Raw genomic sequence first — 14,175 nt, 5'->3', positions numbered from 1 at the left:
GACAATGTCCGACATGACTTCCAGCGCGGACGCTCCTCGGCCGCCCGGGCGGCCGAGGAGCGTCCGCGCGGACGAGGCGATCGTCGAGGCCGCCCTCGACCTGCTCGCCGAGGGCAGCACGATCGAGGCGATCTCGATCGAGGCGATCGCCGCCCGCGCCGGGGTCGGCAAGGCCACCATCTACCGCCGCTGGCCGGGCAAGGAGGCGCTGCTGCGCGACGCCCTGCGCAGACTCAAGGGCACCCCGCCCGAGCCCGCCGGCCACTCGGTGCGCGACGACCTGATCCTGCTGGTCGGCGCGGTCGGTCACCACATCGACCCGCGGGCGGCGCGGATCATGCCCTGCCTGGTGCCGGAGGTCAACCGCAGCCCCGAGCAGTACGAGCTCTACCAGAACATCATCGAGCCCCGGCGGGAGATGATGCGCGAGGTGCTGCGGCGCGGCGTACGCTCCGGCGAACTCCGCGCGGATCTCGACATCGAGACGGTCATGGCGATGCTGACCGGCCCGATGCTGGTGCAGCGAATCCTGCGCTGGCACCCCGACCTCGACGAGAAGACCCTGCCCAGGTGCATCGTCGACGGCGTCCTGGACGGCATCCGCACCCGCTGACGGACCCGCCGCGCGGCGATGCGGCCACGCCGGCGGTCAGCCAGATCGGCGGTCCGGCGCGGGGCGGCCGGTGGCCGGGCGCCGCCGGCGGGCGGTCAGGCGGTGGGCGTACGCAGGCGGTGCAGGCGCAGGGCCAGCTGCACCTCCAACGCCCGCTCCGGCTTCTGCCAGTCCGTGCCGAGCAGTTGCCCGACCCGCTCCAGCCGCTGGGTGACCGTGTTGACGTGCACGTGCAGCAGCTCGGCGGCCCGCGCCAGGCTGCCGCCGACCCCGAAGTACGCCTCCAGGGTCTTCACCAACGCCGTACCCCGCCGGGCGTCGTAGTCGACCACGGGTCCGACGGTGGCGGTCAGGAACCGGTCCACGTCCTTGTCGCCGCCGTCGCCGACCGCGCCCAGCAGCAGCCCGACGAAACCCAGCTCGGCGGTGCTCGCGCCCTGCCCCGCCCGGCCCAGCGCGCCCAGCGCCGTCAGGCAGCGCTCCGCCTCGGCGAACGTCGCGGCCAGCGACGCCGGGCCCGTCGAGGGGCCGCTCGCCCCGGCGGTCACCGGTCGGCCGGTCACCCGTGACAGGTCCCGGGCCACCGCCCGGGCGCTGCCGCCCGCGTCCCGTCCGGGCAGCATCAGCACCACCCGCCCGTCGCGGGCCGCCGCCAGCCCGCCCCGCGTCGAGGCGTACGTGGTGGCCCAGGAGAGCACCCGCTGCCGGGCCGAGCCGGTCGTGGCGATCGCGTCGTCGCCGACCGCCACCAGCACGTGCGGCGCGTCCAGGTCCACGCCGAGGCGGCGGGCCCGGCTGCGCAGCGCGTCCGTGTCCCGCAGCGGCCGGGCGATCAGGTCGTCGAGCAGCTCGCCCCGGACCCGCCCCTCCGCCTCGGCGACGGTACGCCGGAACAGCAGCAGCAGGGCCGTCACCAGCGACGCCCGCTCCAGGATCCGCTGGTCGGCGTCGACGATCTCACCGTCGGGGCGCAGCACCAGCGCGCCCATGTTCTCCGCCCCGGCCACCACGGCGGCGTACCAGAGCGGCCCCCGGCGCACGCTGCGGCCCTCCGTACGCGACGCGGCCACCGCCTCCACCATGTCCGCCCGGTCCGGCTCCTCGATCTCGCCGACCCGGGCCAGCAGCCGGCCCTCCGCGTCGAGCGCCAGCAGCGCCCCGCCGAGCACGTCCGTGACCGCCGAGGCGACGTCCTCCACCCCGCCGCCGCGCAGCACCAGCGCGGTCATCCGGTCGTGCGCGGCCGCGGCCCGCTCCACCGAGCTGCTGTGCGCGCGGATGGTGGTGTTCGCCGCCGACAGCTCGTCCAGCGCCGCCCGCGTCTCCGCGAGCAGCCGTGCGGTGTCGATCGCCACCGCCGCGTGCGCGGCGAGGGACACCAGCAGTGCCACCTCCTCCCGGACGAACGGTCTGGCCGAGCGGTTGGCCGCGTAGAGCACCCCGATCGACGTCGAGCCGAGCCGCAGCGGCACCCCGAGGATCGCCACCAGGCCCTCCTCGCGTACGCCGGCGTCGATCTCGCCGGTGTGGTGGAAGCGGTCGTCCTCCGGGTAGTTGGCGGTGACGTACGGGGCGCCCGACTGGGCCACCAGCCCGCCGAGGCCGGCGCCCATGGGCAGCCGCAACTGCTGGAAGCGGGCGGAGACCGAGCCGTCGGTGACCCGCATGTACGTGTCGCCGCGTTCCTCGTCGTCGAGGGTCATGTAGGCCACGTCCGCGCCGAGCAGGTTGCGTGCCCGGTGCACGATCGCGCGCAGCACGTCGTCCAGGTCGCGCAGCCCGGCCAGGTCGCTGACCGTGTCGTACAGCCCGGAGAGCTCGACCTCCCGGCGGCGGCGGCGCTCCAGCAGCGCGCGGACCCGCAGCGCCACCGTCCTGGCCTGCTCCAGCTCCGCGAGCCGCTCGGGCGGCACCCCGGCGGCGCGCGCGGCGACGAGCGGCCCCTCGAACTCCACCGCGGCGGCCTCGCGGGCGAGCAGCTCCAGGAAATCCACCGGTGATGACATGACCGACATTGTGCGGCTTGCCACTAGTTCGCCGTCCAGCCCCCGTCGAGGGCGATGGACGCGCCCGTGATGAACGCCGCCGGCGGCGAGCAGAGGTAGGCCACCAGCTCGGACACCTCCTCCGGCTCGATCAGCCGCTTGATGGCCGCCCGCGCCAGCATGATCTTCTCGATCACCTCGGTCTCCGGGATGCCGTGGCTGGCCGCCTGGTCGGCGATCTGGCTCTCCACCAGCGGCGTGCGCACGTACGCCGGGTTGACGCAGTTGGCGGTGACGCCGTGCGGGGCGCCCTCCAGCGCGACCACCTTCGACAGCCCCTCCAGGGCGTGCTTGGCGGAGACGTACGCCGACTTGTACGGCGAGGCGCGCAGCCCGTGCACCGAGGAGATGTTCACGATCCGCCCCCAGCCCCGGGCGTACATGTGCGGCAGCGCGCGACGGATGATCAGGAACGGCGCCTCCACCATCACGCGGTGCAGGTAGGAGAAGCGCTCCGCCGGGAAGTCCTGCACCGGCGCGACGTGTTGCAGGCCCGCGTTGTTCACCACGATGTCCACGCCGGCGTCGAGCCGGTCCACCGCGTCCGGGTCGGCCAGGTCCACGCCCTCGGCCCGACCGCCGGCCTCCGCCGCCACCGCCATGGCCGCCTCGATGTTGCGGTCCACCACCAGGACCTGGGCGCCGGCGGCGCCCAGCCGCAGCGCACAGGCCCGGCCGATGCCGCTGCCGCCCCCGGTCACCAGGGCGGTACGACCGGTGAGGTCGACGTGTACGACGTGGGGGACCGCCACGGGTTCTGCCGTCATGGCGCATGAAGTTACGAGCTGTGTGTGCGGGCGCACATGGGGCGGCGACACATACTCGACGGTCGCGGTGTGTGGCCGCCGCGCGCCCCGGCCGGCGTGTCGGCGCGCCCGGCGTGTCCCCGGCGGCGGGGTGTCGCCCGGCTCGGTAGGGTGTCGAACACACGTACTGCTGGCGGCTGGGGGAGGAGGCGGCGTGCGGGTGCTGGGCGTCGACCCGGGGCTGACCCGGTGCGGGGTCGGCGTGGTCGAGGGCATGCCGGGGCGGCCCTGCACGCTGGTCGCCTACTACGTCGTCTACACGGACCCGGCCGACGAGCTGCCGCAGCGCCTGCTGCACCTGGACCGTTCGCTCACCGACCTGGTAGCCGAACACCGGCCCGACAGCGTCGCCGTCGAGCGGGTGTTCAGCCAGCACAACGTCCGTACGGTGATGGGCACCGCCCAGGCCAGCGGGATCGCCGTGCTCGCCGGCGCCCGCGCCGGGCTGCCCGTGCAGACCTACACGCCCAGCGAGGTGAAGGCGGCCGTGACCGGTTCCGGTCAGGCCGACAAGGCGCAGATGACCGCCATGGTCACCCGGCTGCTGCGGCTGGCCGAGCCGCCGCGGCCGGCCGACGCGGCCGACGCCCTCGCCCTGGCCATCTGTCACGTGTGGCGCGGCGGGACGCGCTCCAAGCTGGCCGCCGCGGCCGACCGGGTACGACGAGGAGGAGCCAGATGATCGCCAGCGTGCGCGGGGTGGTGACCGCGACCGGTCCGGACCACGCCGTGGTGGAGGTCGGCGGGGTGGGGCTGGCGGTGCAGTGCGCCCCGGGCACCCTCGCCGACCTGCGGGTCGGTCAGCCCGCCCGGCTGGCCACCAGCCTGGTCGTGCGCGAGGACTCGCTCACCCTCTACGGCTTCGCCGACGACGACGCCAAGCAGCTGTTCGAGCTGCTCCAGACCGCCAGCGGCGTGGGCCCCCGGCTGGCCCAGGCCGTGCTGGCAGTGCACACCCCCGACGCCGTACGCAAGGCGATCGCCAACGCCGACACGGCCGCGCTGACCCGGGTGCCCGGCATCGGCAAGAAGGGCGCGGAGCGCCTGGTCCTGGAGTTGCGCGACCGCGTCGGCCCGGTGCCGGTCGGCGCCGACGGCGCGGCCGGGGTCACCGGCGGGGCCTGGCCCGAGCAGGTCCGGCAGGCGCTGGTCGGGCTCGGCTGGACGGCCGGGCAGGCCGACCAGGCGGTGGCCGCCGTGGCGGAGACCGTCGACGGTGAGGTTCCGCCGGTGCCGGTCCTGCTCAAGCAGGCCATCCGGCTGCTGGGCCGCACCCGGTGACGGGGCCCGACGGCGGGCTCGTCTCCGCCTACGTGCACGACGCCGACCTGGACGCGGAGGCCACCGTCCGGCCGAAGCGGCTGGAGGAGTTCATCGCCCAGCACCGGGTGCGCGACCAGCTCGACCTGCTGCTGCAGGGCGCGATGCGGCGCGGCGCCCCGCCCGACCACATCCTCCTCTCGGGCCCCCCGGGCCTGGGTAAACCCGTGTCCGTCGACGCCTTGGTGCTGCTGGAGGATGGTTCTCGACGCCGTCTGGGCGACATCGTCGTCGGTGACCGGGTCATCACCCGTACCGGCGAGGGCGCGACGGTGACCGCCGTCCACGAGCAGGGTCAGTTGGACTCGGTCCGGATCCGGACGACCAGCGGCCGGGAGGTCGTCGCCGCGCCGGATCACCCGTTCTGGACCACCGAAGGGTGGACGAAGGCCGGCGACCTCACCGAGAACGACTATCTCGCCAACGTGCTTCGTCCCGACCTGGTCGCCGACGGGGCCGAGGACACCAGCGAGTACAAGCTCGCGGGCTACCTCGTCGGGGACGGCTGCACGACCAACCAGGTCACCTTCACCGGCGGTGACGAGGATGTCCTCGCCGATTTCCGCTCGACCTGTGAGCGGCTGGGCCTGGGCCACCGCACCAGGCCCAACAGCGCCCGGAGCTCGGTCATCCGTATCTCGGGCCTCCGGCCCTGGTTGACCGAGCACGGTCTGTTGGACAAGAACGCCTGGCAGAAGCGCGTGCCTGAGTTCGTCTACCGCGGTGACGCGTGGCAGGTGGCGGCGTTCCTCGGCGCCTACTTCGCCTGCGACGGAACGGTCAGCCGACGCGGCCGCGACCGCTACGACCTGGTCGTCGAATACTACAGCGTCTCGCGGGACCTGCTCGCGGATGTCCAGCACCTGCTGCTGCGCATCGGTGTCCAGTCACGTCTGAAACTCAAGCGGGGCCGCTACCAGGGCAGACCGCACGAGTCGTGGCGGCTGAGCATCACGAGTCAGGACGACGTCGCGAGGTTCGTGCAACGCGTCACGGTGATCGGCGAGCGGGGCTTGAGGCTCGCGGAGTGGGCCCCTCGACGTGACCGCTTCGAGGAGCAGCTCGCCGCCGACCGCGTCACTTCCGTGGAGCCGGCGGGCCTGCATGAATGCCGATGCCTGACGGTCGATGGCGACCACACCTTCACCGTGAACGACCTCGTCGTCCATAACACGACCCTGGCCAACATCGTCGCCGCCGAGCTGGGCTCGGGCATCCGGGTGACCAGCGGCCCGGCGATCGAGCGCTCGGGCGACCTGGCGGCGATCCTGACCAGCCTCGCCGAGGGCGACGTGCTCTTCATCGACGAGATCCACCGGATCGCCAAGCCGGCCGAGGAGCTGCTCTACAGCGCGATGGAGGACTTCCGGGTCGACGTGATCGTCGGCAAGGGGCCGGGCGCGACGGCGATCCCGCTGGACGTCGAGCCGTTCACCCTGGTCGGCGCGACCACCCGTGCCGGCCTGCTCACCGGGCCGATGCGCGACCGGTTCGGCTTCGTGGCGCACCTCGACTTCTACTCCCCGGCCGACCTGGAGGTGCTGCTGCGCCGCTCGGCCCGCATCCTCGGGGTGCCGATCACCGACGACGGCGCCGCCGAGGTGGCCGGCCGGTCCCGGGGCACGCCCCGGATCGCCAACCGCCTGCTGCGCCGGGTCCGTGACTTCGCCGAGGTCCGGGCCGACGGCGTGGTCACCCTGGAGACGGCCCGGGCTGCCCTGACTGTGTACGACGTCGACGCGCTGGGGCTGGACCGGCTGGACCGGGCGGTGCTGACCGCGCTGGTCGACTCCTTCCGGGGCGGGCCGGTCGGCCTGTCGACGCTGGCCGTCGCGGTGGGCGAGCAGCCGGACACGGTCGAGGAGGTGTGCGAGCCGTTCCTGGTGCGGGCCGGCCTGCTGGCCCGTACGCCGCGCGGCCGGGTCGCCACCGAGGCCGCCTGGCGGCACCTGGGCCGCACGCCGCCAAATGGTACATTTGGCGCGAATGCTCCTGCGGTGCCCGATCTGTTCTCGACGGATGTAGATCATCCGTGATGTGAACGTGATCTGTGCCGCATTCGGCGTTCCCAGGTGCAGGGATTAGACTCGCGCCGGTCTGTACAGGACGTGAGAATCCGCCTCCGCTCCGACGCGCCCGCGTCGGGCCGGAGGCCAATGGGAAGGTCTTTCACCGTGCTTTACGCAGCAGAGGGCGGCGGGGGTGCCGGCAGCCTGACGCCGATCCTCATGATCGCTCTGCTCTTCGGCGTCATGTACTTCATGATGATCCGCCCCCAGCAGAAGCGCCGCCGTGAGGCGGAAGCCATGCAGTCCGCCCTCGCCCCCGGCGACGAGGTGGTCACGATCGGCGGGCTCTACGGCACGGTCACCGGAGTGGACGACGACACCGTCCTGCTCGAGGTCGCGCCCGGTGTGCAGACCCGGTACGCCCGTCCGGCCATCGCCCGGGTGGTCAGCCAGGCGGAGCGCCCGGCCGACGAGCCGGTCACCGAGGACGCGGACGTCGTCAAGGAGTGACGATCGCTCCCGTCCCGCCCGGGTCTGGTCGCCGGTTCGCCGGTGACGACTTCGCCCGACGGGGCAGCGGAGACGACGTGAAAACTGGATAGTTGGGCCCGACGCCGGAAGCCGGCTTGTCCCGTTCCGCTCGACGCTCCCGCGCCGGGTCCCGGAGCCGGGATGTCGGCCTCCGACGCCGGCCCGTCGGAACCGCCGGCCGGACCGGCCGACACCCGCCGCCACCAGCGGCGCGACCGTACAGGGAGACAGGACAGCCGTGGCACCACCTCAGGGACAGATGCGCCCCGGACGGCAACTGGCCGTGCTCGGGCTCATTTTCGTCGTCCTCTATCTTTTGGTGTTCTTCGCGGGCGGCGCCAGCGGCGGGTGGAAGGACCGGCTCGAGCCCAAACTCGGCCTGGACCTCGTCGGCGGCACCCGGCTGACGCTCGAGGCGACCAACAGCATCGGCGGCCAGGCCCCGACGGCGGAGAACCTCGAAGAGGCCCGCCAGATCATCGAGAGCCGGGTCAACGCCTTCGGCGTCGCCGAGGCCGAGGTGGTCACCGAGGGCAACCGCAACATCGTGATCTCCCTGCCCGGTGAGAACCGCGACCTGACCGAGGTGGGCAGCGCCGCCGAGCTGCGCTTCCGCAAGGTGCTCAAGGCCGCCGACGGCAGCGGTGCGACCGCCGCCCCGGCGCCCACCGCGACCCCGGCCCCGTCCGGCAGCGCGACCCCGGCCCCGTCGGGCAGCGCGAAGCCCTCCGGCAGCGCCGCCCCGTCGGCCAGCGCCGCGGCGAAGGCGACCCCGTCGCCGAGTGGCGGTCAGGGTGGATCGGCCCCGACCCCGAGCGCGTCGGCCTCGCCCAGCGCGTCCGCCTCGCCCAGCGCCGCGGCGCCGTCGCCGAGCGCCAGCGGCGAGCCCGCCCCGCAGAGCATCGAGGAGCAGCGCAAGGCCGTCGAGCAGAAGGTCGGCGCCGCCTCCTGGGCCGCCGCGAGCGGCCTGCAGGCCCCGGCCGACCTGACCGCCGACCCGTCGCTGGCCGAGAAGCTGAAGCCGTTCGCCGCCCTGGACGCGCGTGAGGTCGCGGTGCTGCCGGCGGCGATGCAGTTCAACGTGCCGCAGATCAGCTGCGCCCAGCTCGACAAGCGCCCGCCGGCCTCGATCTCGGCCGCCGACCAGCAGGTGGTGGCCTGTGAGGACGGCGTCGCGAAGTACCTGCTCGACCAGGCGAAGGTGCTGGGCACCGACGTCAAGGGCGCCAGCGCGGTGCTGGACCAGACCAGCCAGTGGGTCGTGAGCCTCGACTTCACGGGCGACGGCCAGACCAAGTGGACCAACCTGACCCGCGAGGCGTTCAACAACGAGGGCCAGGCCTGCGACGCCAGCGCGCTCGGCCAGGACGGCAAGTGCCGCGTCGCCGTCGTGCTGGACAACGAGATCGTCTCCTCGCCCGAGATCCAGGGCGTGCTGACGGGCAACTCGCAGATCACGGGCAACTTCACCCAGAAGGACGCCAGCACGCTGGCCGGTCAGCTGCGCTACGGCGCGCTGCCGGTGACCTTCGAGGCGCAGGAGCAGCAGAACGTCACCGCCACCCTGGGTGCCAGCCACCTGCGGGCGGGTCTGCTCGCGGCGGGCATCGGCATGGCGCTGGTCATCATCTACTCGTTCTTCTACTACCGCCTGCTCGGCTCCGTCATCTTCCTGAGCCTGATCCTCTCGGCGCTGCTGGTCTTCGGCGCGCTGGTGGTGCTCGGCCGGCAGATCGGCTTCACCCTCACCCTCGCCGGCATCGCCGGCATGATCGTCTCACTCGGTGTGGCGGCGGACTCGTTCGTCATCTACTTCGAGCGGCTCAAGGACGAGATCCGCGAGGGACGCAGCCCGCGCAGCGCCGTGCCGCGCGCCTGGATCCGGGCCCGCCGCACGATCATCTCGGCCAACGCGATCACGCTGATGTCGGCCGTGGTGCTCTACGTGGTCTCGGTCGGCGCGGTGAAGGGCTTCGCCTTCGCGCTCGGCCTGGCCACGGTGCTGGACCTCGTCGTGGTCTTCCTCTTCCGACACCCGATCATGACGATGTTCGCCCGCACCTCCGCGTTCCTGTCCCCACGGGTCAGCGGTCTCGGCCGGGCGCTGCCACCCCGGACGGTCGAGCCGACCACGTCCCGCAACCCGCGCGCCAAGGAGGCCTGAGATGGCTGCCAAGAGTGGTCTCGCGAGCCGCCTCTACCGCGGTGAGGCAGGCCTCGACATCGTCGGCCGGCGCAAGCTCTGGTTCGGCGTCGCGCTCGGGCTGATCCTGCTGGCGGTGCTCAGCTTCGGGCTGCGCGGCTTCAGCCTCGGCATCGAGTTCGCCGGCGGCAACTCGTTCCAGATCCCGGCCAGCGTCGGCACGCTGGAGCAGACCGAGGCGAAGGTGGAAGAGGCGCTCGGCACGGCCGGCGACGGTGCCCACGTGGTCACCACGCAGAAGGTCGGCGGCACCGGCGGCGACTTCTACGAGGTGCGCACCACCCAGCTCGACACCGAGCAGGCCAACGCCGTCAAGGCCGAGATCGCCGAGGAGTTCGGCATCGACGCGGCCACCATCAGCGGCAACCAGGTCAGCGAGGCGTGGGGCAGCCAGGTCACGTCCCGGGCGCTGCTCGGTCTGGTCATCTTCATCGCGGTGGTGATGATCTACCTGGTTCTGCGCTTCGAGTGGCGGATGGCGGTCGCGGCCGTCTCCTCGCTGATCATGAACCTGATCCTCACCGCCGGCATCTACTCGCTGGTCGGCTTCGAGGTCACCCCGTCGACGGTCATCGGCTTCCTCACCATCCTGGGCTTCGCGCTCTACGACGTGGTGGTGGTCTTCGACAAGGTGCAGGAGAACACCCGCGGCATCACCGCGAACAACAACCAGACGTACGGCGAGGCGGCCAACCTGGCGATCAACCAGAGCCTCATGCGGTCGCTGAACACGTCGGTGGTCGCGCTGCTGCCGGTCGGTGGTCTGCTCTTCATCGGCGCCGGCCTGCTCGGCGCGGGCACGCTGAAGGACCTCGGCCTGGTGCTCTTCGTCGGTATGGCGGTGGCGTTCCTGACCTCGATCCTGCTGGCCACGCCGCTGCTGGTGCTGCTCAAGAACTACGAGCCGCGCATCCAGGCGCACAACAAGCGCGTGCTGGCCCGCCGGGGCGCTGTCGCCCGGGGCGAGGTCACCCCGAAGGGCGCCGCTCCCCGGAGCGACGAGTCCGACGACGAGCCGGTCGACGCGGAGTCGGCCGCGCTGGCCGGCGCCGCGCCCCGGGTGGGTGCCCGACCGGCCGGAAAGCGGCCGACCGGGGCCCGGGGCGGCCGACCGGCCGGCGGCGGTGGCAACCGGCCGGGTGGCGGCAAGCGGCGCTGAGCCGGGCCGGGCAGACCCGGTAGGAACCGATCCGACGGCGTCCTTCATGCTGTGCGAGCAGCATGCAGGACGCCGTCGTCGTGAAGGGAAGCGGAACTGCCGTGACGGAGACCCACAGCACCGTGGCACGGGGAGACAGCGGCCCGGACACCGCCGCGCTGGTCGCGAGCCGGGTGCTCGACGTGCCCGACTTCCCGAAGCCCGGTGTCCTGTTCAAGGACCTGATGCCGCTGTTCGCCGACGGCGACGTCTTCCGCGAGGTGATCGACGGGATCGTCGCGTACCACGGGCGGGGCTCGTTCGACGTGGTCGTCGGCATCGAGGCGCGCGGGTTCGTGGTCGCGGCGGCCATCGCGTACGCGACCGGGGTCGGCGTGGTGCCGGTGCGCAAGGCCGGCAAGCTGCCCCGAGCGGCCCACTCGGCCTCCTACGCGCTGGAGTACGGCGAGGCCACGCTGGAGGTGCACGAGGACGCCTTCACGGCCGGGCGTCGGGTGCTGGTGGTCGACGACGTGCTGGCCACCGGCGGCACCGCCGAGGCGACGCTGGGCCTGGTGGAGCGGGCCGGCGGCAGCGTGGCCGGCTTCACAGTCCTGCTGGAGCTCGCGTTCCTCGGCGGCCGGGAGCGGCTGGCCCCGCGCCCGGTGCATGCCCTGCTGACCGTTTGACCCGGCCGACCGTCGGGCGGACCCGGTGCGGACCGTCCGGCGGAGCGGCGGGGCACCGTGCGTGCGGGTAGCATTGCCCTTTGCTGACCGGGCGGGACCCGTCCGGGCGGCGCGAGACCAGGCCGGCCGGCGCACGGTCGGTGTTTTCCCGGCGAGCGGTGAGGAGGCCGGTGTCCCACGATGTCGCCCCTCCGGTGGAGGGCACGGTGTACCCGACAGGCGACGCGGACGGCTCGGTGACCGCACCAGGTGACGCACAGGCCCCGGAGACGGGCCCCGGCGCGACCGGCACGGCCGAGTCCGTACGCCCCGACACGCCGGCCACGACGGCCGAGGGGGTCGTGCTTCCGTTCCCGTCCGACGGCGTCGGCGACCCCGTCCCGAGCGCCGGTTTCGCGCTCTCCACCGCGCCCACCGGCCGCAGGGTCCGGGCGCGGCTGGCGCGGTTCAACGCACCGTGGCAGTCCTCGCAGGTCAGCGAGGTGCTGGAGCCGCTGATCTCGACCCACCGGGACGCCCACCCCAAGGCGGACGCGCGGCTGTTGCAGCGCGCCTTCGACACGGCGGCCCGCTGGCACTCCGGGCAGTACCGCAAGTCCGGCGACCCCTACATCACCCACCCGCTCGCGGTGGCCACGATCCTGGCCAACCTGGGCATGGACACCACCACCCTGATCGCCGCGCTGCTGCACGACACCATCGAGGACACCGAATACACCCTCGACCAGATGCGCGCCGACTTCGGCGGCGAGGTGGCGCTGCTGGTCGACGGGGTGACCAAGCTCGACAAGGTCAAGCTGGGCGACGCGGCCAAGGCCGAGACGATCCGCAAGATGGTCGTCGCGATGGCCAAGGACCCGCGGGTGCTGGTGATCAAGCTGGCCGACCGGCTGCACAACATGCGTACCCTCACCTTCCTGCCCCGCCCCAAGCAGGAGCAGAAGGCGAAGGAGACGCTGGAGATCCTGGCCCCGCTGGCCCACCGGCTGGGTATGAACACGATCAAGTGGGAGCTGGAGGACCTGGCCTTCGGCACGCTCTTCCCGAAGCGCTACGAGGAGATCAACCGCCTCATCGGGGAGCACCAGCCGCAGCGGGAGGCGCTGCTGCGCCAGGTGACGCAGAAGGTGCAGACCGACCTGAAGGCCGCCAAGATCAAGGCGGAGACCACCGGGCGGCCGAAGCACCTCTACTCGATCTACCAGAAGATGATCGTCCGAGGCCGCGACTTCAACGACATCTACGACCTGGTCGGGGTGCGGATCCTGGTCGACACGGTGCGGGACTGCTACGCGGCGCTGGGCGTCATCCACGCCAACTGGCAGCCGGTGCCGGGCCGGTTCAAGGACTACATCGCGATGCCCAAGTTCAACATGTACCAGTCGTTGCACACGACGGTCATCGGGCCCACCGGCAAGCCGGTGGAGATGCAGATCCGCACGTACGCCATGCACCGCACCGCCGAGTTCGGCATCGCCGCGCACTGGAAGTACAAGGAGCACAAGGGCACCCAGATCGTCGGCCCGCCCGCGCACATCGACGAGATGACCTGGCTGCGTCAGCTGCTGGACTGGCAGCGGGAGGCGGCCGACCCGAGCGAGTTCCTCGACGCGCTGCGCTTCGACCTGTCCAGCCAGGAGGTGTACGTCTTCACCCCGAAGGGTGACGTCATCCCACTGCCGACGGGGTCGACGCCGGTGGACTTCGCGTACGCGGTGCACACCGAGGTCGGGCACAAGTGCATCGGGGCGCGGGTCAACGGCAAGCTGGTGCCCCTCGAATCGACGCTGTCCAACGGCGACGTGATCGAGATCTTCACCTCGAAGTCCGACACGGCCGGGCCGACGCAGGACTGGCTGGGCTTCGTCAAGAGCCCGCGGGCGCGGACGAAGATCCGGCAGTACTTCAACAAGGAGCGGCGCGAGGAGGCGATCGAGGCCGGCAAGGACGCGATCGTCAAGGCGATGCGCAAGCAGGGCATGCCGTTGCAGCGGATGCTCACCTCCGACGCGCTGATGGCGATCGCCCGGGACCTGCACCTGGCCGACGTGGCCTCCCTCTACGCCGCCGTCGGCGACAGCCAGGTCTCCGCCCAGTCGGTGGTGCAGAAGCTGATGGCCGCGTACGGCGGCGAGGAGGGCGCGGCGGAGGACATCGCCGAGACCGCCGTCGCCACCCGGCCCCCGCGCAGCCGGCAGAGCAGCGCCGACCCCGGCGTGGTCGTACGCGGGGTCAGCGACGTGTGGATCAAGCTGGCCCGCTGCTGCACGCCGGTGCCGCCGGACTCGGTCTTCGGCTTCGTCACGCGTTCCGGCGGGGTCAGCGTGCACCGCGACGACTGCGCCAACGCCGAGGACCTGCGGGCGCAGGCCGAGCGGGTGGTCGAGGTGAGTTGGAAGCTCACCTCGGCGTCGACGTTCCTGGTCGCCATCCAGGTCGAGGCGCTGGACCGGCACAAGCTGCTCGCCGACGTGACGCGGGTGCTCTCCGAGGAGCGGGTGAACATCCTCTCCGCGACGGTCACCACCACCCGCGACCGGGTGGCGGTGAGCCGGTTCAGCTTCGAGATGGCCGACCCGAAGCACCTGGGCCACCTGCTGGCGGCGGTACGCAAGGTCGACGGCGTCTTCGACGCCTACCGCGTCACCTCCGGCGCCTGACCCGCCGGGCCTGCCGCTGGACCCGCTGCTGTGCCATGAGCCGGATCGGGTGTGCCGGGTCCGCACACCCGCGCCCCCGACCCGGCATCTGACCGGGCCGGGGGCGGCCCTGCCGCATCCACCGCGAGGTTCCGAAGGGGCAGGGCCCGCAGGCGACACCG

11 protein-coding genes and 1 pseudogene are annotated in these 14,175 nt (G+C 72.6%); 10 read left to right on the top strand and 2 right to left on the bottom strand.

What is annotated here, in order from left to right:
• The first annotated feature begins 4 nt into the window (after positions 1 to 4).
• The gene (locus ACGFIG_RS22550; RefSeq protein ID WP_393005813.1) at positions 5 to 613 is read left to right on the top strand and encodes a TetR/AcrR family transcriptional regulator; all 609 of its coding nucleotides are present in this window, start codon (positions 5 to 7) and stop codon (positions 611 to 613) included.
• 95 nt (positions 614 to 708) lie between these two features.
• Here the strand turns inward: ACGFIG_RS22550 and ACGFIG_RS22545 are convergent, their stop codons facing one another.
• On the bottom strand, positions 709 to 2,628 hold the full coding sequence (locus ACGFIG_RS22545) for a helix-turn-helix domain-containing protein (RefSeq protein ID WP_393005811.1): 1,920 nt from the start codon (positions 2,626 to 2,628) through the stop codon (positions 709 to 711).
• Between the two features lie 14 nt (positions 2,629 to 2,642).
• Positions 2,643 to 3,425 carry a 3-hydroxybutyrate dehydrogenase gene (locus ACGFIG_RS22540; RefSeq protein ID WP_393005809.1) on the bottom strand — a complete coding sequence of 261 codons (783 nt, stop codon included), beginning with the start codon at positions 3,423 to 3,425 and terminating at the stop codon, positions 2,643 to 2,645.
• 193 nt (positions 3,426 to 3,618) lie between these two features.
• Between ACGFIG_RS22540 and ruvC the strand changes: the two genes are divergently transcribed.
• The 9 genes and pseudogenes from ruvC to ACGFIG_RS22495 all read left to right on the top strand — a co-directional run bounded on the left by ruvC (position 3,619) and on the right by ACGFIG_RS22495 (position 14,014).
• A complete protein-coding gene (gene ruvC, locus ACGFIG_RS22535) occupies positions 3,619 to 4,146 on the top strand; it encodes a crossover junction endodeoxyribonuclease RuvC (RefSeq protein WP_393005807.1) in 528 nt (175 codons plus the stop codon).
• Entirely contained in the window at positions 4,143 to 4,745 is a 603-nt protein-coding gene (gene ruvA, locus ACGFIG_RS22530) for a Holliday junction branch migration protein RuvA (RefSeq protein WP_393005805.1), read from the top strand. Before ruvC ends, ruvA begins: the two co-directional genes overlap by 4 nt.
• Positions 4,742 to 4,958 (top strand): annotated as a pseudogene (locus ACGFIG_RS22525) (Holliday junction branch migration DNA helicase RuvB); the annotation flags it as partial. The gene ruvA and the pseudogene ACGFIG_RS22525, both read left to right, overlap by 4 nt.
• Positions 4,952 to 6,820 carry a Holliday junction branch migration DNA helicase RuvB gene (gene ruvB / locus ACGFIG_RS22520; protein WP_393006308.1) on the top strand — a complete coding sequence of 623 codons (1,869 nt, stop codon included), beginning with the start codon at positions 4,952 to 4,954 and terminating at the stop codon, positions 6,818 to 6,820. The pseudogene ACGFIG_RS22525 and the gene ruvB, both read left to right, overlap by 7 nt.
• A gap of 138 nt (positions 6,821 to 6,958) precedes the next feature.
• On the top strand, positions 6,959 to 7,303 hold the full coding sequence (yajC, locus tag ACGFIG_RS22515) for a preprotein translocase subunit YajC (RefSeq protein ID WP_393005803.1): 345 nt from the start codon (positions 6,959 to 6,961) through the stop codon (positions 7,301 to 7,303).
• Between the two features lie 259 nt (positions 7,304 to 7,562).
• On the top strand, positions 7,563 to 9,488 hold the full coding sequence (gene secD, locus ACGFIG_RS22510; RefSeq protein WP_393005801.1) for a protein translocase subunit SecD: 1,926 nt from the start codon (positions 7,563 to 7,565) through the stop codon (positions 9,486 to 9,488).
• A 1-nt stretch (position 9,489) separates the two neighbouring features.
• Complete coding sequence (secF, locus tag ACGFIG_RS22505) at positions 9,490 to 10,686, top strand: protein translocase subunit SecF (protein WP_393005799.1); 1,197 nt, start codon at positions 9,490 to 9,492, stop codon at positions 10,684 to 10,686.
• 101 nt (positions 10,687 to 10,787) lie between these two features.
• Complete coding sequence (locus ACGFIG_RS22500; protein WP_393005797.1) at positions 10,788 to 11,354, top strand: adenine phosphoribosyltransferase; 567 nt, start codon at positions 10,788 to 10,790, stop codon at positions 11,352 to 11,354.
• Between the two features lie 170 nt (positions 11,355 to 11,524).
• Entirely contained in the window at positions 11,525 to 14,014 is a 2,490-nt protein-coding gene (locus ACGFIG_RS22495; protein ID WP_393005796.1) for a RelA/SpoT family protein, read from the top strand.
• The last annotated feature ends 161 nt before the right edge of the window (positions 14,015 to 14,175 follow it).

The organism is Micromonospora sp. NPDC049048, assembly GCF_043197615.1.
Taxonomy (GTDB): Bacteria; Actinomycetota; Actinomycetes; order Mycobacteriales; family Micromonosporaceae; genus Micromonospora.
Note: the sequence above shows the minus strand (reverse complement) of the source record. Positions and strands in the feature narration are given on the sequence as shown.